Below are 20058 nucleotides of genomic sequence, written 5' to 3'. Positions count from 1 at the left end.
CCGAATACAATCGCGCCGGCGGAAAACCGCGGGCCTGATGCTGCCGCTTCCTGTATCGTGTGGTCCTTTCAGGGGAGTGTCAATCGTCGAGCGCGGCCCCTAGACTACCACGTTCGAGGTCCTGCGGCTGCAGATGCGCGCTTCTGGCACTCATCCGGAGGCACTGCTACGGACGCGTCGACGCGCCAGGGTAGCATCACGCCGTTATCGGTTCGGCCGATCACCGCGCGCTGTGACGTCGAGCTGCTCGACGGGTCCGGATCGTTACAATCGTGCGAATGCCAGAGTCATGTTTGAGACGTTTCGGAACTGGTGACGTCGCACTCTGCATGACGCAAGTGATGACGCGGCCGAATGATGCGGGCGACCGTCGCGCGTCACGTCACTGAATCGCACGTGGCTTGGGTCGCTGTACACTCTGAACTGCCGATGAATAGCTGCGTGAGTGTGTTTCCAGTTTGCGTCGATCCGTTTCAGGCTGGTGTAAGGTCAAAGCGCTAGCGATGACGTGCGTCGGTTCGCGCCGATGCCTGGAACTTTTGTTCCAGTTCTCACGTTCATCGAAGAGGCTCCCAATGACCACTCGTCTTCCTTCGACCGTGTCGTGTGCAGCGATCGCCACGGCGCTGTTCTCTGTGACCGCCGTGCCAGCTGTCGCGCAGGATGCGGCATGCGCGCCGGTCTCTGCCGTCGAGACCGCGCCGCCGCCGCTGCCGACCTATGATCAGCCGCCAGTGCCTGGGCCCGGCTACATGTGGTCGCCGGGCAATTGGTCGTGGGACGAGGATCGCGGCGACTATTACTGGGTGCCGGGCACCTGGGTGCAGCCGCCGCGGGTCGGGCTGCTGTGGACGCCCGGTTACTGGGGCGGGTTTGGCGGCGGCTTCATTTTCCATCAGGGCTATTGGGGTGATCGCGTCGGCTTCTACGGCGGCATCAATTACGGTTTTGGCTACGGCGGTTCAGGCTACGAAGGCGGCCGCTGGGATCATGGCAACTTCTTCTACAATCGCACCGTGAACAATCTGCAGGGCGCGCGGATCACCAACGTCTACGAGAAGAACGTCACGATCAATCAGACCACCATCAACAACGTCAGCTACAATGGCGGTCGCGGCGGCATCGAGGTGCGGCCGACTCCCGCCGAACGTGCGATCGCCAAGGAGCAGCACTTCGCAGCGACGCCGTTGCAGCGCAAGCAGGTCGAGACCGCAAGCCAGGATCCGAGCCTGTTCAAGCGCACCAATAACGGCGTGCCCGCTGTCGGCGCGACGGCGCGTCCCGGCGAACTGAAGGGGCCGGGCGTGGTTCGCGCGCGGCCGGCCGGCGAGGCGGTGCCTGCCGCTGCTGCACGGCCGGCGGCCGAGGAGCCGCGGCGGCCGGGGCCTGCAGCTGCGCCGGCGGACTCCCATGCGCTCCCGGTTCCCGGCAAGGAGCTTCCGCCTGCCCAGGCGAACAAGCCCGCAGTCGAGGAGAAGCGCGCCGCACCTGTTGCCGAGCCGAAGGTCGAACCGCGGCCTGCGCCTGCTGAGCAGCACGCGCTGCCGGTTCCGGAAAAGGGGCTTCCCGTGCATCCGCCCGCGCAGGAGAACAGGCCCGCGGTCGAAGAGAAGCGCGCAGCGCCCGCGCCCGAGCCCAAGGTTGAGCCCAAGGTTGAGCCCAAGCTTGAGCCGCGGCCCGCACCCGAAGCGGCGCGGCCTGCCGCGCAAGAGAACAAGCCGGCGCTGGAGAAGCGGCCCGAAGAGGTGCGCAAGGAGGAGCCGCGACCCGAGCCCGCAGCAAGGCCGGAAGCGCGGCCAGAGCCAGCAGCAAGGCCGGAGACGATCGCGCGTCCTGAGGCGCATCCGCAGCCGGCGGCACGGCCGGAGCCGCACATTCAGGCTGCGCCGCATGCTGCTCCTGCCGCGGGTCATCCCGCAGAGGAGAAGCGGCAGGAGCAACGCTAAGATAGATACGCGCTCCGCTGGCTCGTTCCGGCGGAGCGCGGTATTGTTCCGCCGACGGGCAAGTGATCATCACTGGAGGACAGTCATGGCACAGAGTCACGGTGGCAGCGGACAGCTTGACGACGGCAAGCCGCGCCTGAGCGAGGACGACATGCAGCGCGCTTTGCTCGGTCCGCGGGGCGTGCCGGGCAAGCCGGATCCCGCCAGGATGACGCCGCAGCAGGAAAAGAACTTCCCGAAATATCTTGACCCCGGGCATACGGCGTAGCGCGGCCGTGACGTGAACGCACGCTGCGTCGCCCATTCCTGGGCGACGCGGAGCGCTCTTGCAAATCGCCTGCTTTTGCGCCCTCATGATTGCAGGTGCACTCACGGTGTTGCGGAGCAGGTTGTGAGAAATCCGTACGAGGTTCTTGGCGTCGCGCCTGCGGCATCTGCGGCCGATATCCAGAAGGCCTATCGCAAGCTGGCGAAGAAGCTGCATCCGGATCTCAATCCGGGCGACAAGGCGGCCGAGGAAAAGTTCAAGGAAGTCGCGGCGGCGAACGATCTGCTCTCGGACGCCGAGAAGCGCAAGCGCTTCGATGCCGGCGAGATCGACGCCAGCGGCGCCGAGCGGCCGCAGCATCGTTACTACCGGGATTTCGCCACTGCGGATGGCGCGCATCCCTACGCCGACAGTTCCGGCTATGCAGACTATATGGACCAGGAGGACGCCTTCGCCGAATTGCTCCGGCGCAGCGAGCAGGCGCGCGCCAACCGCCGTGGCCGCGATTTGCATTACAGCCTCGCGATCGACTTCGCGGAATCGATTACCGGTGCGAGCAAGCGGCTGACGCTTCCGGATGGCGGCACGCTCGACGTCACGATCCCGCCGGGGCTCGTCGACGGCCAGGTCATTCGCCTGCGCGGCAAGGGCATGCCCGGCAGCGGTAAAGGCGGACCCGGCGATGCGCTGATCGAGGTCGAGGTCCGCCCCGATCCGCGCTTCACCCGCGAGGGCGACGATATCACGCTGGAATTGCCGATCTCGCTGTCGGAGGCCGTGCTCGGCGGCAAGGTCCGCGTTCCGACGCCGACCGGCGCCGTCACCATGACGGTGCCGAAGGGATCCAACACCGGCACCACGATGCGGCTGCGTGGCAAGGGCGCGCCCCGGCTCAGTGGCGGCCAGGGTGATGAGCTCGTCAAGCTCAAGGTGGTGCTGCCGAAAGGACCCGATCCCGAGCTCGAGGCGTTTGTTTCGACGTGGGACAGAAAAGCATTCAATCCGCGCGAGGAAGGTGCGTCATGAACAAGCAGCAGTTCCTCATCGATGCGGGTCTGGAGGTGCAGACCCTGGAGTTCTGGATCGAGCAGCAATGGCTGGTCCCGGAAGAGGCCGCGAGCGAGATCAGCTTCTCCGACACCGATTTGGCGCGTGCGCACCTGATCCAGGATCTGAAGGGCGATTTCGGCGTCAATGACGAGGGTATCGACGTCATCCTCCATCTGGTCGATCAGCTGCATGGCCTGCGCCGCGCGTTCGAGCAATTGCACAAGGACATCGCGTCACAGCCTCGCTAGCAGCCCTGCATACGACGAACCACAGCCACGGGAGACGATCATGACGGACAAGCCGACGCCGCTGGCCCATGGCGAGATCGACGTTCTGATCCTGCAGGCGCTGGTGCGCAAGCTGATCGCAAAGGGTGTACTGACGCCGGACGACGTCCGCGCGATGCTGTTCGAGGCTGCGAAGAATCTCGATCTCGTCGGCAGCGAACTGACGACGGAAGCCGCCAACATCATCGTGCAGGAGGATCTGGCGCCCGCGTTTCTTGGCGGCTGAGTGCGTCCGCTGCGCCCTCAGGCCGCCGAGTCCTGCTCGGCCGCCCGCGCATCCGGTGTGGCGGCACCCGGCCGCGCCCGTTCCAGCTCCTCGATCATGCCGCGGGCGATCTCGCGCTCGCCCATGATCACGATGTCGGCCCCCAGGCCCGTCAGATGATCGACCTCGGCGTCGGAATGCGCGCGTGCGATGATCTGGATGTCGGCATTCGCCGCGCGGACCTGCTCGACGATCTGTCCGGCTTCGAACGCTTCGGGAATCGCAATGACCAGCGATCGTGCACCGACGGGATTGGTCGCGCGTAGCACGCTGGCGCGTGCGGCGTTGCCCATCAAGGCCTCGATGCCGCGCTGCCTGAGTTTGGCGACCATGTCGTCGGACGCCTCGACCGCGAGGAACGGCGCGTTGCGCTGATGCAGGGCGTCGCCGACGATGCTGCCGACCCGGCCGTAGCCGACCAGGATGGTGTGGTCCTGCAGCTCGGTAACCGGGATCGCCTCTGAGGTCGCAACGGTCGGCGATGCCGCTTGCGGCTTCTCCAGCCGCGACGTCAGCCAATCGACGACCGCGAACACCAGCGGATTGAGCATGATCGAGAAGATCGCGCCGGCCAGGATCAGGTCGCGGCCGGCCTTCGGCAGTAGATTGAGCGCAACGCCGAGCTCCGCCAGGATGAAGGAGAATTCGCCGATCTGGGCGAGGCTCGCCGAGATCATCAGGGCGGTCGCCATTGGGTGACGGAACAGCACGACGATCAAGAGCGCGGCGAGCGATTTGCCGACCACGATGACGAACAGCGTCGCGACCAAGGGCCACGGTTCGCGGACCATGCTGAGCGGATCGAACAGCATGCCGACCGAGACGAAGAACAGCACCGCGAAGGCGTCGCGCAGCGGCAGGGTTTCCTGGGCGGCGCGCTGGCTGAGCGGCGATTCCCGCAGCATCATCCCGGCGAAGAAAGCGCCGAGCGCCAGCGAAACGCCGAACAGCTTGGTCGCGCCGAACGCGATGCAGAGCGCGATCGCAAGCACGGCCAGCCGAAACAGCTCGCGCGATCCGGTGTGCGCGATGTAGTGCAGCACCCACGGGATCAGCCGCCGTCCGACCACCAGCATCAAGGCGATGAACACGGCGATCTTGACCAGCGTCAGCACCAGCACGCCGGTCAGTCCGAGGCCGAACCGGGTGGCGAGCGGATCGGAGACGAGCGCTGCGCCGTCGCCGCCCTGGAAGCTCGCCACCGCCGGGAACAGCACCAGCGCGAGCACCATGGCGAGATCTTCGACGATCAGCCAGCCGACCGCGATCTTGCCGCGTTCAGTATCCATCAGCCGGCGCTCCTGCAGCGCACGCAATAGCACGACGGTGCTGGCCACCGACAATGCCAAGCCGAACACCAGGCCGGCGCCGACAGTCCAGCCCATCAACAGCGCCAGGCCGAGGCCCATCAGAGTGGCGACCGCGATCTGGGCAATCGCGCCGGGTACCGCGATCGCGCGCACCGACAACAGGTCGTTCAGCGAGAAATGCAGGCCGACGCCGAACATCAGGAGGATGATACCGAGCTCCGCGAGCTCGGTCGCCAGCGCCTGATCGGCGACGAAGCCGGGCGTGAAGGGGCCAACGGCGACGCCCGCGAGCAGATAACCGACCAGTGGCGGAACCCGGAAGCGCTGGGCGATGGTTCCGAAGACGAAAGCGAGGCCAAGTCCCGCGACGATGGTCGCGATCAGAGGTGTGTCATGCGGCATTTCGCCTTGTCGCACAGCATGTCCGGTGGTGCACCGCGACCATTTGAGGCGCGGCATTCCGCGCGGAAACTGTGATCTATTGCTCATGACGTGAGCATATGATCTCATGCGAGGATGGATCTGCGGCTTCCCGAGACCGATCTCGTCATCTTCGACTGCGACGGCGTGCTCGTCGACAGCGAGGGGTTGAGCTGCCGCTGCCTCGCCGAGGCGATGGTCCAGGCCGGCATCGCGATGAGTACCGAGCGGGCGCTCGAACTCTTCCTCGGCCGCAGCAGTGCGGCCGTGATCGAATATGCCGAGGCCGCGGGAAGGCCATTGCCTGCGGCCTTCCTGCCTGATCTGGCGGTGCAGGTGCGCGAGACATTCCGATCCCAGCTCAAACCGATCGCAGGCGTCGCAGCGGTGCTCACCGATTTGCGCCTGCCGTCTTGTGTCGCTTCGTCGAGCGATCTTGAGCGGGTGAAGTTCTCGCTGGAGCTGACGGATCTTGCGGCTAGCTTTGGGCCGCGGCTTTACACTTCCCAGATGGTCAAGCATGGCAAGCCGGCGCCGGATCTGTTTCTGCATGCGGCAAGCGCGATGGGCGCCGAGCCGCGCCGCACCCTTGTGATCGAGGACAGCGTCAGCGGGGTGACGGCGGCGAAGGCGGCGGGCATGAAAGTGTGGGGATTTGTCGGCGGCGCCCACTATCGGTTGGCGGATGGCAGTGCTCTGCTGCGGCAGGCCGGGGCGGATCGAATCTTCGCCGCGATGACGGATTTCTGGATGGAAGGCTGACACACGACTATGGCTGCGCCCGACAACGAAAAGTCTCGCCGCGACGATGCGGCGCGCGCCGGCTGGCTGTATTTCATCGCGGGCCACACCCAGGACGAAATTGCAAAAATGCTGCAGGTGTCGCGCGCCTCGGCGCAGCGCCTGGTGTCGCTGTGCCTGGCGGAGCGGCTGATCACCTTTCGCCTCGAACACCCAATCGCCGCCTGCATGGAGCTGGCGTCCCGGCTGAAGGCGCGGTTCGATCTGGTGCATTGCGACGTGGTGCCATCAGACCCGGCGGCGCCGCTGTCGAATGCAGGAATTGCCGAGCGCAGCGCCAATCTGCTTGAGGTGACGCTGCGCTCGGAGACGCCTGTGATCGTGGCGCTCGGCACCGGTCGCGCGGTGCGCGCCGCGGTTGAGCGGGTCTCGCCGATCGAGCGGCCCGATCACCAGATCGTCTCGCTGGTCGGCAACATCTCCGCCGACGGCTCGGCGAGCTTCTACGACACGGTGGGACGGCTCGCCGATCGCACCGGCGCGCGCCATTACCCGATGCCGCTGCCGTTTTTGATGTCGAGCGAGGATGAGCGCAACCGCATGGTGCGCATCGACCCGATCGCGCGGGTGAGGGCGGTCGCCGCCAAGGCCGATCTCCGGCTGATCGGCATCGGCCAGATGGACCAGAAGGCCCAGGTTCATGTCGACGGCTTCGTCACCCGTGAGGAACTCTTGGAGATGATGCGGCTCGGCGCAATCGGCGAGGTGACCGGTTGGGCCTATGACGCCAAGGGGCGCCTCATCAAGGGCGGCACCAACAAGCGCCTGACCAGCATTCCGCCGCAGATTCCTGCGGAGCAAACCACGATCGCGGCGGCGGTCGGCGCCGCCAAGGTGGCGGCAATCAAGGCCGCGCTGGCGGGCCGGGTGATCAACGGCCTGATCACCGATGAGGCGACCGCGCGCGCGGTGCTGGATCGCTAGGCGCCACGAGTCGGTGCACTCCCTCTCCCGCTTGCGCAGGGCTGTCCGGGAAAGCTCAGCCATAGCAGAACTCCATCTGGTTGGCGGAGGCTGTGGGTTTGCTGGGGCTGGGGTTGCTGGGCGGAGGCTTGTCGATAGTGGCAAGGGATCGGCGGGTGAACAGGAACTGGCCGACAAGTTCGGCCAGCCTGAGGGGAAGCATTTTGATGCAGTTGGCCCGCGCAGCGATGCGTAGCAGCAGGTAGGCAATCATCGCTGCAAGCACTTGCAGGCGGATCGCATTGTCGTTGGTGCCGAGAAACTTGCGGATATCGAGATGCTGCTTGATCCAGCGGAATAGCAGTTCGATCTGCCACCGGCTCTTGTAGAGGGCGGCGATCTCGACGGCCGTTCGCGTCATATCGTTGGTGAGAAGCGTGATCACGCCGCCGTTCTCCCGCCTGACCTTGATGCGCCGCAGTGGTATCGGCAGTCGCGAGTCGCCTTTGCTGGTGAGCTTCACCTCGTCATCGGCGATGACCTTGAAGCCATCGCCCTTGCGCTTGCGATTAGTGCGTCGCTTGATCTTGCGGAGACGCATGCTTGTCTTCGCCCGGGTGACGAAAAAAGCCTTGCTGTCATTGATCTTCTGCCACCAGTCGAAGCGGCAATATCCCTTATCGAACACGTAGGTTGTGCCCACCTGGATAGGGACATGGCGACCGATCTCGATGTCATTGACGTTCGCATCCGTCACCTCGACGCAGTCCGGGACATCGCCCTTGGGATCGTAGACCATATGCAGCTTCATGCCACGGATGCGGCCGTTCCACGCCGCCCAGGTGCAGAGCTTGCCCAGCGGGATCGGACTGGCGTCGATCAGGCGCACCATCTCCTGGCCTTCGCTCCGCAACTGCCGGCTTGCCATCGCTGATAGTCTGGCAAAGGTTTGCGCAAAAACGCCGGACGGGCGGCGGGCATTGGCATCCGATAGCGTCGAGCGGGACAACCTGCCGGTGCCCAGATGATAGTGGTGCTGAGGATTGGCGTTGAAGCCGGCCACCACGGCGCGCAGGCTGTCGTGACTGCTCAGCTGCGCATAGATCAGCGCCACCAGGTGATCCCAACTCCTGAACGATTTGTCGTAGGCATCCCCGTCCAGACGATCCACAGCCGTCTGAAACTGCCGTCGATTGATCGGTTCAAGCAGCCTTCCAAAAATGCTATCGCGGAATCGCATGCTCGGCCTTCTGTGTCTCGACAACCAGAAAAGGCCGATTTGCCTCGGTCTTGCCGAGCATGCACCGCGACATAGTGAATCATTCCCCGGACAGCCCTGCCGCTTGCGGGGGAGGGTTGGGGTGGGGGTCTATCCTCGGGTCGTATTGTGGAGAGAGCCCCCACCCGGATTGCATCGGAGATGCAATCCGACCTCCCCCGCAAGCGGGAGAGGTGCACATTGGGCGCTGCTCCAGCTCAATCCAATTCCAGTCGGCCGCTCTCTTCGCTTCCGCAAAAACCTCCATTCCAGGCTGTAGTGGAACCCGTAATCGCGTGGGACGGCGCACCCGCACGCTTGACAAAATTTGGCGACAGGATGAACATACGCCCAACACGTGGGCATATGCTCAACGTGACATAAGGGAGGTCACCTTGAAAAACGTCCTTTGCGCCGTTGCGGGCGCGGCTGCTCTTTTGATCTCTGCCCCCTCGATCGCCCAGACCACGCTGACGGTGGCGACCGTCAACAACGGCGACATGATCCGCATGCAGGGGCTCTCCAGCGAATTCACCGCGAAGAACCCCGACATCACTGTCAAATGGGTGACGCTCGAGGAGAACGTGCTGCGCCAGCGCGTGACCACCGACATCGCCACCAAGGGCGGCCAGTTCGACGTGCTGACCATCGGCACCTATGAGGTGCCGATCTGGGCCAAGAAGAACTGGCTGGTGCCGCTCGACAAGCTCGGCGCCGACTATGACGTCGGCGATCTCCTGCCGAAGATCAAGGACGCGGTCTCGGTCGACGGCAAGCTCTACGCCGCGCCGTTCTACGGCGAGAGCTCGATGGTGATGTATCGCACCGACCTGTTCGACAAGGCCGGCCTGAAGATGCCGGAGAGCCCGACCTGGGACTTCGTGGTCGACGCCGCCAAGAAGCTGACCGACAAGTCGGGCGGCGTCTACGGCATCTGCCTGCGCGGCAAGGCCGGCTGGGGCGAGAACATGGCGTTCCTCACCGCGATGGCCAACTCCTTCGGCGCGCGCTGGTTCGACGAGAAGTGGGAGCCGCAGTTCAACTCGCCGGAATGGAAGAAGACGCTGACGACCTATGTCGACCTGATGAAGCAGGCCGGCCCTCCCGGCGCCAGCTCCAACGGCTTCAACGAGAACCTCGCGCTGTTCAACGCCGGCAAATGCGCGATGTGGATCGATGCCACGGTGGCGGCGTCCTTCGTGAGCAATCCGAAGGAGTCCAGGGTCGCCGACAAGGTCGGCTTTGCGCTGGCCCCGAACACCGGGCTCGGCAAGAACGCCAACTGGCTGTGGGCGTGGAGCCTCGCGGTCCCCGCCGGCTCGAAGAAGGTCGAGGCGGCCGAGAAGTTCATCGCCTGGGCAACCGGCAAGGACTACACCAAGCTCGTCGCCGCGAAGGACGGCTGGGCCAACGTGCCGCCTGGCACGCGCGCCTCGCTGTACAAGAACCCCGACTATCTGAAGGTCGCCCCCTTCGCCAAGCTGACGCTGGCCTCGATCGACTCGGCCGATCCGAACAAGCCGACCGTGAAGCCGGTGCCGTATGTCGGCGTGCAGTATGCGGCAATCCCTGAATTCCAGGGCATCGGCACCCAGGTGGGGCAGCAATTCTCGGCGGCGCTCTCCGGCTCGACCACAGTGGATGCGGCGCTCTCGGCTGCGCAGTCCGCGACCGAGCGCGAAATGAAGCGCGCGGGCTACCTCAAGTAAAACACGCCCAGACAAAGCCAGGGCGCAGCACGCGCCTTGGCCGCCCGACCAGCTCAAACCTCCCGGGCTGGGCCACTCGCGACCATCCTGTCCCGCAACGGGATGGTCGCTCCTTTCGACAGAAGGAGGCGGGGATGGCGACCCAGCAGACCCAACTGCTCGCACGGACACTGCTCACGCCCGCGGTGGCGCTGCTGTTCATCTGGATGATCGTGCCGTTGGCACTCACGATCTACTTCGCGACCCTGCACTACAATCTGCTCGATCCCGGCTCCGAACAATTCGTCGGGTTGGAGAATTTTCGCTACTTCCTGACCGATCCAGCCTTCCTCGCCTCGCTGCAGAACACCCTGGTGCTGGTCGGCTCGGTGCTCGCAATCACGATCATCCTTGGCGTGCCGCTGGCGCTGCTGCTCGACCAGCAGGTGGTCGGGCTCTCCATCGTCCGGCTGATGGTGATCGCGCCGTTCTTCGTGATGCCGACGGTCAGCGCGCTGGTCTGGAAGAATCTCCTCATGCATCCGGTGTCGGGCCTGTTCGCCTGGATCGCACATTTGTTCGGCTTGCCTGCGATCGACTGGTTCAATGATGCGCCGCTGTTCTCGGTGATCCTGATCATCTCCTGGCAATGGCTGCCGTTTGCGACCCTGATTCTGCTCACCGCGCTGCAATCGCTCGACGAGGAGCAGAAGGAGGCCGCCGAGATGGACGGCGCGAGCGCGATCTCGACCTTCATCTACATCACGCTGCCGCATCTGGCGCGTCCGATCACGGTGGTGATCCTGATCGAGACCATCTTCCTGCTCACGGTGTTCGCGGAGATTTTCGTCACCACCGGCGGCGGCCCCGGCCTGCAGACCACCAACATCGCCTTCCTGATCTATTCGCAGGCGCTGATCCAGTACGACGTCGGCAGCGCCTCGGCGGGCGGCCTGGTCGCGGTGGTGCTCGCCAATATCGTCGCGTTCTTCCTCGTTCGTATCGTCGGCCGGAATCTGGAGGCGTAACGTCATGGCACGGAAGGTCACGACACGGAACAAGGTGATCTCGACGGCGGCGGCCTGGCTGGTCGGCTTCCTGATCTTCTTCCCGATCCTCTGGATGGTGCTGGCGAGCTTCAAGACCGAGCTGGAGGCCTTCGCGATTCCGCCGTCGTTCCTGTTCTTCCACTGGACCACGGAGAACTATGCGACCGTGCAGGAGCGCAGCGACTATATCCATCACGCGCTCAACTCGATCATCATCGCCGGCGGCTCGACCTTGATCGCGATGCTGATCGCGATCCCGGCAGCGTGGTCGATGGCGTTCTCGCCGACCAAGCGGACCAAGGACGTGCTGCTCTGGATGCTCTCCACCAAGATGATGCCGCCGGTCGGCGTGCTGGTGCCGATTTATCTGATCTTCCGGACCTTCGGCCTGCTCGACACCCGCTCTGGCCTGATCTTCATCCTGTGCCTCGGCAATCTGCCGATCGTGATCTGGATGCTGTTCACCTATTTCAAGGAGATCCCGAAGGATATCCTCGAGGCGGCGCGGATGGACGGCGCCACGATCGGGCGCGAGCTGATCTACGTGCTGACGCCGATGGCGGTGCCGGGGCTGGCCTCGACCTTGCTGCTCAATCTGATCCTGGCGTGGAACGAGGCGTTCTGGACCCTCAATCTGTCGACGCTCGAGGCCGCGCCGCTCACCGTGTTCATCGCATCCTATTCGAGCCCGGAAGGATTGTTCTGGGCGAAACTGTCGGCGGCGTCGACGCTCGCGATCGCGCCCATTCTCGTGCTCGGCTGGTTCAGTCAGCGGCAGCTCGTCCGCGGCCTGACCTTCGGCGCGGTCAAGTAGCAGAAAGGCTTTTGCCATGGGTCAGATTACGCTGCAGGGTGTGCAAAAATCGTTCGGGCCGGTCCACATCATCAAGGGCGCGGACCTCGAGATCGCCGACGGCTCGTTCGTCGTCTTTGTCGGTCCGTCCGGCTGCGGCAAGACCACGCTGCTGCGGCTGATCGCGGGGCTGGAAGACGTCACCGGCGGCGCCATCCTGATCGACGGACGTAACGTGGTCGACGTGCCGCCGGCCAAGCGCGGGCTGTCGATGGTGTTCCAGTCCTACGCGCTCTATCCGCATATGAGCGTGCGCGGCAACATCGCGTTCGGCCTGAAGATGGCCGGCATTGCCAGGGACGAGATCAACCGCAAGGTCGAGGCCGCCGCGGCGACCCTCAACCTTACGCCCTATCTCGACCGCAAGCCGCGCGAACTGTCAGGCGGCCAGCGCCAGCGCGTTGCGATCGGGCGCGCCATCGTGCGCGAGCCGAAGGCGTTCCTGTTCGACGAGCCGCTGTCGAACCTTGATGCTGCGCTGCGCGTGCAGATGCGGCTCGAGGTGACGCGATTGCAAAAGCAGCTCGGCACCACGGCGATCTATGTCACCCACGACCAGGTCGAGGCCATGACCATGGCCGACAAGATCGTGGTGCTGAACGGCGGCAAGATTGAGCAATATGGCTCGCCGCTCGAACTCTACGAGAAGCCGGCCAACCTGTTCGTCGCCGGCTTCATCGGCTCGCCGAAGATGAATTTCGTCACCGGCGAGCCCGCGAAACAGCAGGGCGCTGCGACGATCGGCGTGCGGCCCGAGCATCTGAAGGTCGAGCGCGACGGGCAAGGCGGCTGGCCCGGCACGGTCTCGGTCGCCGAGCATCTCGGCAGCGACACCTTCCTCTACGTCGACGCCGGACCGCAGGGCATGCTGACCACGCGCTATGTCGGCGAGCTTGACCTGCATCCCGGCGATCGCGTGTCGCTGATCCCGGATCCGGCGCGCATCCATCGGTTCGACGACAGCGGAAAATCGATCCACGCGTAACACATGGACGAACCTCCACCGTCGATCTCGCTCTGGCCGGGGCACCATGCCCGCGATGATCGCGGGCCTCAGGCAAAGGAAGAAGAAAATGTATCTCGAGAAATTCAAACTCGGCGGCAAGACCGCCATCATCACCGGCGCCGGTCAAGGCATCGGGCTTGCTTGCGCCGAAGCGCTGGCGGAGGCCGGCGCCAAGGTCATCATCGGCGACCGCGACGCCAAGGTCGCCAATGATGCGCAGGCGGCGCTGAAGGCCAAGGGCTTTGACGCCGATATCGCGCTGATGGACGTGACGGATTCCGGCCGCGTCTCCGCGGTCGCCGACGAGCTGGTCCGCAAATACGGCAAGGTCGATATTCTCGTCAACAATGCCGGCATCGCGCGCAGCGAGACGCCGGCCGAGACCGTGACTGACGAGCATTGGCTCAACGTCATCGACGTCAATCTGAACGGAACCTTCTGGTGCTGCCGCGCCTTCGGCAACCACATGCTGAAGGCGAAGTCCGGAACCATTGTCAATGTCGGCTCGATGTCCGGCTTCATCGTCAACAAGCCGCAGGAACAATGCTTCTACAATGCCTCCAAGGCCGCGGTGCACCATCTCACCAAATCGCTGGCGGCCGAGTGGGGCGCGCGCGGGGTTCGCGTCAACGCGGTGGCGCCGACCTATATCGAGACCCCGCTGAACGCGTTCGTGAAGAACAGCCCCAGAATGTACGACGCCTGGATCGGCGGAACCCCGATGGCGCGGATGGGGCAGGTCGACGAGATCGCTTCCGTCGTTTTGTTCCTCGCCTCCGACGCCGCGAGCCTGATGACCGGAAGCATCGTTCTTGTCGATGGCGGCTACACTTGCTGGTAGGGTTGCGCCGAACGATCAGGCTCAACAAAAGATAGAGCGGTCATGCGGCAAGCCTATATCGGGGTGGACGTCGGGAGCACCAGCGCCCGGGCGGGGGTATTCGACGAGGCCGGGAAGCTATTGGGGTCGGCCCGGCATCCGATCCGGGTCTGGCATGAACCCAGCGATATCGTCGAGCAGTCGTCCGACGATATCTGGGCGGCCTGCGTCGCCTCCGTCCGCAACGCGATGCGCGAGGCTGCGGTTTCCGCCGAGCAGGTCAAGGGTATCGGCTTCGATGCCACCTGCTCGCTGGTCGTGCTCGACAAGGCCGGACGACCACTCACCGTCAGTCCGTCCGGCGATCCCGCGCGCAACGTCGTGGTGTGGATGGACCACCGCGCGATGGACGAGACCGAATTCGTCAATGCGACCGGTGACCGCGTACTGCGCTATGTCGGCGGCGCCATCTCGCCGGAGATGGAGATCCCAAAGATCCTCTGGCTGAAGCGGCATCTGCCAGCGACCTTCGAAGCCGCCGGCCACTTCTTCGATCTCGCCGACTACCTCTCGTTCCGTGCCACCGGCTCGCAGGCGCGCTCGACCTGCACCGTCACCTGCAAATGGACCTATGTCGCCGGTGAAGGCGGCTGGAGCGAATCGTTCCTCAAGCGGGTCGGGCTCGAGGCGCTCGCAGCCGACCGCTTTGCTCGGATCGGCGCCGAGATCGTCCCGCCCGGTTCGCCGCTCGGCCGCGGGTTGTCGGAGGATGCCGCGCGCGAACTCGGCCTGCTGCCGGGAACCGCGGTCGGCGCCTCGCTGATCGACGCGCATGCCGGCGGCGTCGGCGCGATCGGTGGCCGCGATGGCTCCGGCGCCGAGGTCGATGTCGGCAAGCGGCTCGCCTACATCATGGGAACGTCGGCCTGCATCATGGCGACGACGGTCGATCCCTGCTTCGTGCCGGGTGTCTGGGGGCCGTATTTCTCAGGGATGGTGCCGGGCTTCTGGCTGAACGAGGGCGGTCAATCTGCGGCGGGGGCCGCGATCGATCACCTGCTTAAATCGCATCCGGCGCATGCCGAGGTTTTGGCCGCTGCGAAGCACGACGGCGTCGATGTCATCGAGTACCTCGAGAAGCGCATCCTGGCGCGTGCGGGCGACGCCGGCACGGCGGCGCTGCTCGCGCGCAATGTTCACGTCCTGCCGGAATTCCTCGGCAACCGGTCGCCCTATGCCGATCCGGGTTCGCGCGCCGTGATCGCGGGGCTCGATCTCGACACCGACGTGTCGGCGCTGGAGCGGCTGTTCATCGCCGGCCTGTGCGGGCTTGCCTATGGCCTTGCCGACGTCATCGACGCGCTGCAGGCCCACGGCGTCAGTGGCAAGACCATCGTGATCGGCGGCGGCGCCAGCCGCAGCCCGCTGGTGCGCCAGATCATGGCCGACACCACCGGCTACACGGTGGCGTTGCCGCAGACTCAGGAACCCGTGCTGCTGGGCGCTGCGATGCTGGGCGCGGTCGCCAGCGGCGCGCATAATTCGATCAACGCCGCGATGGCCGGCATGTCGGCGCTCGGGCGATTGAGTGAGCCGACCAGGCCCGAGTTGGCCGAGTTCCACCGCAAGAAGCGCGGCGTGCACAAGATGCTGCGGGAGCTTGATCGCGACAGCCGCGAGGCGATGAAGCGGGCGCCCGGCGAGGCGCCCAGTTAAGGTGTTTGCACCATGCTGCTGAGTTGCGGAGATGCGCTGATCGATTTCCTGCCGTCACGGACGGCGGATGGACGCGAGGCCCTGACGCCCGCGGTCGGCGGCTCCTGTCTCAATATCGCGATCGGCAGCGCCCGGCTCGACGTTCCCACCGGCTTCGTCGGCGGCATCTCGACCGATACGTTCGGCCGGATGATCGCCGATCACGCCGCGGCCTCGGGCGTCGATCTCGGCCGCGCGACGCGCAGCGATCACCAGGCAACGCTGGCCTTTGCGCGCGTGACCGGCACCGAGACGCAATACGCTTTCTATGACGCGGATACCGCGTCGCGGAACTGGACTTACCGGCGCGACGCGATCGCGCTTGATGGCGTCACCTGCCTTCACACCGGCTCGACGACGCTGGTGCATGACAAGGGCGCGGCCGAGACGCTGGCCTTCATCGAGGATATCAGGCCGAACGTGACGATCTCGCTCGATCCGAACTGCCGGCCGAACCTGGTCAAGGACAAGGACGCCTATCGCACGCGCATGCTGGCGTTCTGCGACAAGGCCGACATCGTAAAAATGTCCGATGTCGACTTCGCCTATCTGTTCGGCGACGAGGCCTATGCCGAGAGGGCGGAGGCGCTGCTGTCGGCCGGCGCATCGCTCGTCGTCATCACGCGCGGCAACAATGGCGCCAGCGCCTGGCATCGCCAGGCTGGGTCGATCGAGGTCGAGTCGCCTGTGGTGAAGGTCGTGGATACGATCGGCGCCGGCGACAGTTTTCAGGCGGCGCTGCTGGCCGCGCTGCATCGGCTGAACCGGATCGCGCGACAGCAGCTGCGCGAGATCAACGCGGCGGAGCTCACGCGCGCGCTGTCGTTCGCCTGCAAATGCGCCGCCTTCACCTGCACGCGCGCGGGCGCCGATCCGCCGCGGAGCCGGGAATTGCCTGCGGACTATTGGTAGGCCATGCGCGATTGGCCGCGTGGCATGCCGCCATGCGCCGGAGGTGATGGACTTGCCGCGTGCTGCGCGGCACGATGCGGCCGTCGACCACGTCTGATGCGAGCGCCTGGTTCCGATGAGCGATGATCTCTGTCTGCAGCCTGCCGTTGAGCTTCGTGGGCGCATCGCCCGCAAGGAGGTCTCTCCAGTCGAGCTCACGGCGGCCGTGCTTGCCCGCGCCGAGCGGCTGCAGGGCGACCTGAACTGCTTCATCACGCTGTGCGCCGACGAGGCGATGGCGCAGGCGAAGGTCGCGGAACGCGAGCTCATGGCGGGCGAGCCGCTCGGCCTGCTGCACGGCATTCCCTTCACCGTGAAAGACATCGTCAGCACCAAGGGCGTGCGCACGACCTTCGGTGCGGTGCCGTACCGGGACAATGTGCCCGATCATGACGCCGTGGCGGTGGCCCGGCTCCGTGCGCAGGGCGGAATATTGATCGGCAAGACCACGACGCCCGAATTCGGCAGCAAGTGCCTGACCGACTCGCCGCTGTTCGGCCGCACCCGCAATGCGTGGAGCGCCGAGCGCTCGAGCGGCGGCTCCAGCGGCGGCGCGGCGGTGGCGGTCGCAAGCGGCATCGCGCCGCTGGCGGTTGCGACCGACGGCGGCGGCTCGACCCGGATTCCGGCGGCCTGCAACGGCGTGGTCGGGATCAAGCAGAGCAACGGCGTGATCCCGCACAGTCAGGTGCAGGACGCCTTCGGCAACCAGACCTATGTCACGCCGACCACCCGTACCGTGGCCGACACCGCGCTGATGATGCAGGCGATGGCGGGCGAAGACCCGTCCGATCCGTGGTCGATCGGCGTGCCGGTGCCCGACTATCTCGACCTCGCGACGCCGCGCGGCGATCTCCGGGGCAAGCGGGTGCTGTTCTGCCTGTCGCCGCCGGGCCGCCCGGTGACATCAGATGTCGCCGCCGACTTCAAGGCGAGCCTCGACCGCCTGGCCAGCCTCGGTGCGGAACTCGAGGAATTTTCCGGCGACGGCTTCGACATCGAGCCGATCTGGCGCGCCATCAATCACACCGTCTGGCGTACCCGTTTCGAAAAGCTCGCCGCCGATCACCCCAATGACCTCAGCCCGACCTTCCTGAAACAGCTCGCGCTCGCCGCTGAGGTCAGCGGCGTCGAGTACCAGCAGGCGATGTTCGACCGCACCGCGCTGTTCCGCCGCGTGCAGTCGCTGCTCGTGCGCGGCGATTATCTGGCGATGCCGACGCTGACCCGAACGGCGCTGCCGATCGATCAGGACCTGTTCGGCACCATCGACATCGACGGCCAGAGCTTCGACAGCGTGCGGCCGCACTGGTTTCCCTGGACCATGCTGTTCAACATGACCGGGCACCCCGCGGTCAGCATCCCCTCCGGCTTCGGCCGCGATGGCCTGCCGATCGGCCTGCATCTGGTCGGCCGCTTCCGGGCCGATGCGGAACTGCTGCGCGTCGCGGCGCTGTTCGAACAGGCGAGCGACCTGCTCGGCCGCTGGCCGGCCATCGCCTCATGAACGGCGCGGCGAGGGGCTTGCATTCGCTCGCGAACATGTTGAAACCTGCGGCCTGTTCCTTGCACCCCGGGCGCGCATGAGCGTTTTCTTCCTGCGGCGGATCCTGACCCTAGTGGCGACGCTGCTCGCGGCGTCGCTGATCATTTTCCTGGTGCTCGACGCGCTGCCCGGCAATGCCGCCCAGATGCTGATGGGCGCCGACGCCTCGCCCGACGCGGTGCGCGCGCTCACCGTCAAGCTCGGGCTCAACCAGCCGATCACGGTTCGCTATCTGCTCTGGCTCAAGGGCATGGCGGTCGGCGATCTCGGCAACAGCTATGTCTATGGCACGCCGGTGGCTTCCCTGATCGCGGAACGGCTGGTGCTGACCATCCCGCTTGCGATTATGTCGATGTCGATCACGGTGGTGCTGGCGCTCGCCGCCGGCATCTACACCGCGGCCAACCACAACAAGCTCGGCGATGTCGGCGTGATGTCGCTGACCCAAATCGGCATCGCGCTGCCGAATTTCTGGTTCGCGATCCTCTTGATCCTGCTGTTCTCGGTGAAGCTGCAATTGCTCTCAGCCGGCGGATTTGCCGGCTGGGACGACGGCATCTGGCCGGGCGTCAAGTCGCTGCTGCTGCCCGCGATCTCGCTCGCCGTGGTGCAAGCCGCGATCCTCGCCCGCGTCACACGCTCGGCGGTGCTGGAGGTGCTGCGCGAGGATTTCGTCCGCACCGCGCGCGCCAAGGGGCTCGGCAAGCGCGAGGTGCTGTGGCGCCACGTGCTGCGCAACGCCATGATCCCGGTGATGACGGTGATGGGGCTGCAATTCGCCAATCTCTTGGCCGGCACCATCGTGATCGAGAACGTGTTCTATCTGCCCGGCCTGGGACGGCTGATCTTCCAGTCGATCGCCAACCGCGACCTGATCGTGGTGCGCAACTGCGTGATGCTGCTGGCGGCGATGGTCGTCATCGTCAATTTCGTGGTCGATATGCTCTATGCCTTCATCGACCCGCGCATCAAGGTTGCCAACCTGTGAGCGCGCCGCTGACCGCTTCCGCCGGTACGCCGGCCGTTTCCGCGGGCGCGAGGCCGGCGACCGGATTCTGGCGCCGCGCATTGCATCATCGCAGCTTTGTGCTCGGCACGGTGTTGAGCCTGCTCGTGCTCGGCGCGGCGCTGCTGTCGCTGGTCTGGACGCCGTGGTCCGCCTATGACATCGACGTCGCCTCGAAACTGCGGCCGCCGTCAGCGGCGCACTGGCTCGGCACTGATGTGTTCGGCCGCGACATCGTCTCGCTGCTGCTGGTCGGAGCGCGCTCCACCATCATGGTCGGCGTCATTGCGGTCGGCATCGGCCTGAGCTTTGGCGTCTGCCTCGGCCTAATCGCCGCGGCGCGCAAGGGCTGGACCGAGGAGCTCATCATGCGGATGAGCGACTTCACCTTCGCTTTCCCTGCGGTGCTGTCGGCGATCATGTTGGCCTCCGTCGCAGGTCCGGGCATGGTGACGTCGATCACCGCGATCGGCATCTTCCAGATTCCGACCTTCGTCCGCGTCACCCGCGGTTCGGCCAATGCGATCTGGGCCCGCGAATTCGTGCTGGCCGCGCGCGCCGCGGGCAAGGGCTCGTTCCGCATCACGATCGAGCACGTGCTGCCGAACATCCTGTCGATCCTGATCGTGCAGGCGACGATCCAGTTCGCGCTCGCGATCCTAGCCGAGGCGGCGCTGTCCTATCTCGGGCTCGGCACCCAGCCGCCGCAGCCGTCCTGGGGCCGCATGCTCAACGATGCGCAGACGCTGCTGTTCCAGTCGCCGATGCTGGCGGTCTATCCGGGCATGGCGATCGCGATCGCGGTGCTCGGCCTCAATCTGCTCGGCGACGGCTTGCGCGATCTGCTCGATCCCCGTCTGGCGCGGGAGCGTTGAG

The 20058-nt window shown here is 65.5% G+C and carries 19 protein-coding genes; 17 read left to right on the top strand and 2 right to left on the bottom strand.

Translation table 11 applies throughout. The features are described 5' to 3' along the window. Positions 1-575 precede the first annotated feature (575 nt). The 5 genes from G6P99_RS37415 (at position 576) to G6P99_RS37395 (ending at position 3777) form a co-directional block, all read left to right on the top strand. Entirely contained in the window at positions 576-1946 is a 1371-nt protein-coding gene (locus G6P99_RS37415) for a YXWGXW repeat-containing protein (protein ID WP_051346159.1), read from the top strand. An 85-nt stretch (positions 1947-2031) separates the two neighbouring features. Next, positions 2032-2214: a hypothetical protein gene (locus tag G6P99_RS37410; RefSeq protein ID WP_029080383.1), complete on the top strand. Its 183-nt coding sequence runs from the start codon at positions 2032-2034 to the stop codon at positions 2212-2214. Between the two features lie 123 nt (positions 2215-2337). Next, positions 2338-3240, top strand: a complete 903-nt coding sequence (locus G6P99_RS37405) for a DnaJ C-terminal domain-containing protein (protein ID WP_029080382.1) — start codon at positions 2338-2340, stop codon at positions 3238-3240. Further along, complete coding sequence (locus tag G6P99_RS37400; protein ID WP_029080381.1) at positions 3237-3512, top strand: chaperone modulator CbpM; 276 nt, start codon at positions 3237-3239, stop codon at positions 3510-3512. The genes G6P99_RS37405 and G6P99_RS37400 overlap by 4 nt, the downstream gene beginning before the upstream one ends. A 40-nt stretch (positions 3513-3552) precedes the next feature. After that, complete coding sequence (locus tag G6P99_RS37395) at positions 3553-3777, top strand: hypothetical protein (protein WP_021081495.1); 225 nt, start codon at positions 3553-3555, stop codon at positions 3775-3777. A 17-nt stretch (positions 3778-3794) separates the two neighbouring features. On the opposite strand, the gene ybaL is transcribed toward G6P99_RS37395, so the two are convergent. Further along, complete coding sequence (gene ybaL, locus G6P99_RS37390) at positions 3795-5528, bottom strand: YbaL family putative K(+) efflux transporter (protein ID WP_029080380.1); 1734 nt, start codon at positions 5526-5528, stop codon at positions 3795-3797. Positions 5529-5642: 114 nt separating this feature from the next. Between ybaL and G6P99_RS37385 the strand changes: the two genes are divergently transcribed. Further along, complete coding sequence (locus G6P99_RS37385; RefSeq protein WP_165125722.1) at positions 5643-6308, top strand: HAD family hydrolase; 666 nt, start codon at positions 5643-5645, stop codon at positions 6306-6308. 9 nt (positions 6309-6317) lie between these two features. After that, positions 6318-7271: a sugar-binding transcriptional regulator gene (locus G6P99_RS37380; RefSeq protein ID WP_029080378.1), complete on the top strand. Its 954-nt coding sequence runs from the start codon at positions 6318-6320 to the stop codon at positions 7269-7271. Between the two features lie 55 nt (positions 7272-7326). On the opposite strand, the gene G6P99_RS37375 is transcribed toward G6P99_RS37380, so the two are convergent. Further along, positions 7327-8490 (bottom strand): IS4 family transposase, encoded by a 1164-nt coding sequence (locus G6P99_RS37375; RefSeq protein ID WP_165125720.1) that lies wholly within the window; start codon positions 8488-8490, stop codon positions 7327-7329. 413 nt (positions 8491-8903) lie between these two features. Between G6P99_RS37375 and G6P99_RS37370 the strand changes: the two genes are divergently transcribed. The 10 genes from G6P99_RS37370 (at position 8904) to G6P99_RS37325 (ending at position 20057) form a co-directional block, all read left to right on the top strand. Next, entirely contained in the window at positions 8904-10217 is a 1314-nt protein-coding gene (locus G6P99_RS37370) for an ABC transporter substrate-binding protein (RefSeq protein WP_029080377.1), read from the top strand. 134 nt (positions 10218-10351) lie between these two features. Further along, a complete protein-coding gene (locus tag G6P99_RS37365) occupies positions 10352-11224 on the top strand; it encodes a carbohydrate ABC transporter permease (RefSeq protein WP_029080376.1) in 873 nt (290 codons plus the stop codon). A gap of 4 nt (positions 11225-11228) precedes the next feature. Next, a complete protein-coding gene (locus G6P99_RS37360; RefSeq protein ID WP_029080375.1) occupies positions 11229-12059 on the top strand; it encodes a carbohydrate ABC transporter permease in 831 nt (276 codons plus the stop codon). Between the two features lie 16 nt (positions 12060-12075). Next, the gene (locus tag G6P99_RS37355) at positions 12076-13083 is read left to right on the top strand and encodes an ABC transporter ATP-binding protein (RefSeq protein WP_029080374.1); all 1008 of its coding nucleotides are present in this window, start codon (positions 12076-12078) and stop codon (positions 13081-13083) included. Positions 13084-13171: 88 nt separating this feature from the next. Continuing rightward, entirely contained in the window at positions 13172-13945 is a 774-nt protein-coding gene (locus G6P99_RS37350; RefSeq protein WP_165125718.1) for an SDR family NAD(P)-dependent oxidoreductase, read from the top strand. 42 nt (positions 13946-13987) lie between these two features. Next, on the top strand, positions 13988-15640 hold the full coding sequence (locus G6P99_RS37345; RefSeq protein WP_029080372.1) for an FGGY-family carbohydrate kinase: 1653 nt from the start codon (positions 13988-13990) through the stop codon (positions 15638-15640). A gap of 12 nt (positions 15641-15652) precedes the next feature. Next, the gene (locus G6P99_RS37340; protein WP_165125716.1) at positions 15653-16591 is read left to right on the top strand and encodes a carbohydrate kinase family protein; all 939 of its coding nucleotides are present in this window, start codon (positions 15653-15655) and stop codon (positions 16589-16591) included. A 115-nt stretch (positions 16592-16706) separates the two neighbouring features. Further along, positions 16707-18137 carry an amidase gene (locus G6P99_RS37335; protein ID WP_029080370.1) on the top strand — a complete coding sequence of 477 codons (1431 nt, stop codon included), beginning with the start codon at positions 16707-16709 and terminating at the stop codon, positions 18135-18137. 76 nt (positions 18138-18213) lie between these two features. After that, the gene (locus G6P99_RS37330; RefSeq protein ID WP_029080369.1) at positions 18214-19164 is read left to right on the top strand and encodes an ABC transporter permease; all 951 of its coding nucleotides are present in this window, start codon (positions 18214-18216) and stop codon (positions 19162-19164) included. Beyond that, the gene (locus G6P99_RS37325) at positions 19161-20057 is read left to right on the top strand and encodes an ABC transporter permease (protein WP_029080368.1); all 897 of its coding nucleotides are present in this window, start codon (positions 19161-19163) and stop codon (positions 20055-20057) included. The genes G6P99_RS37330 and G6P99_RS37325 overlap by 4 nt, the downstream gene beginning before the upstream one ends. Position 20058: the final 1 nt, after the last annotated feature.

This window comes from Bradyrhizobium sp. 6(2017), assembly GCF_011058295.2.
Lineage (GTDB): Bacteria > Pseudomonadota > Alphaproteobacteria > Rhizobiales > Xanthobacteraceae > Bradyrhizobium > Bradyrhizobium septentrionale.
The sequence above is the reverse complement of the archived record's forward strand: the minus strand, read 5'-3'. Positions and strand labels throughout refer to the sequence as shown.

Coding starts and splice junctions, on each gene's coding strand:
- G6P99_RS37335 (WP_029080370.1), top strand. CDS start 16,707: ATGAGCGATGATCTCTGTCTGCAGCCTGCCGTTGAGCTTCGTGGGCGC.
- G6P99_RS37355 (WP_029080374.1), top strand. CDS start 12,076: ATGGGTCAGATTACGCTGCAGGGTGTGCAAAAATCGTTCGGGCCGGTC.
- G6P99_RS37350 (WP_165125718.1), top strand. CDS start 13,172: ATGTATCTCGAGAAATTCAAACTCGGCGGCAAGACCGCCATCATCACC.
- G6P99_RS37360 (WP_029080375.1), top strand. CDS start 11,229: ATGGCACGGAAGGTCACGACACGGAACAAGGTGATCTCGACGGCGGCG.
- G6P99_RS37400 (WP_029080381.1), top strand. CDS start 3,237: ATGAACAAGCAGCAGTTCCTCATCGATGCGGGTCTGGAGGTGCAGACC.
- G6P99_RS37340 (WP_165125716.1), top strand. CDS start 15,653: ATGCTGCTGAGTTGCGGAGATGCGCTGATCGATTTCCTGCCGTCACGG.
- G6P99_RS37345 (WP_029080372.1), top strand. CDS start 13,988: ATGCGGCAAGCCTATATCGGGGTGGACGTCGGGAGCACCAGCGCCCGG.
- G6P99_RS37330 (WP_029080369.1), top strand. CDS start 18,214: ATGAGCGTTTTCTTCCTGCGGCGGATCCTGACCCTAGTGGCGACGCTG.
- G6P99_RS37380 (WP_029080378.1), top strand. CDS start 6,318: ATGGCTGCGCCCGACAACGAAAAGTCTCGCCGCGACGATGCGGCGCGC.
- G6P99_RS37410 (WP_029080383.1), top strand. CDS start 2,032: ATGGCACAGAGTCACGGTGGCAGCGGACAGCTTGACGACGGCAAGCCG.
- G6P99_RS37365 (WP_029080376.1), top strand. CDS start 10,352: ATGGCGACCCAGCAGACCCAACTGCTCGCACGGACACTGCTCACGCCC.
- G6P99_RS37385 (WP_165125722.1), top strand. CDS start 5,643: ATGGATCTGCGGCTTCCCGAGACCGATCTCGTCATCTTCGACTGCGAC.
- G6P99_RS37375 (WP_165125720.1), bottom strand. CDS start 8,490: ATGCGATTCCGCGATAGCATTTTTGGAAGGCTGCTTGAACCGATCAAT.
- G6P99_RS37395 (WP_021081495.1), top strand. CDS start 3,553: ATGACGGACAAGCCGACGCCGCTGGCCCATGGCGAGATCGACGTTCTG.
- G6P99_RS37415 (WP_051346159.1), top strand. CDS start 576: ATGACCACTCGTCTTCCTTCGACCGTGTCGTGTGCAGCGATCGCCACG.
- ybaL (WP_029080380.1), bottom strand. CDS start 5,528: ATGCCGCATGACACACCTCTGATCGCGACCATCGTCGCGGGACTTGGC.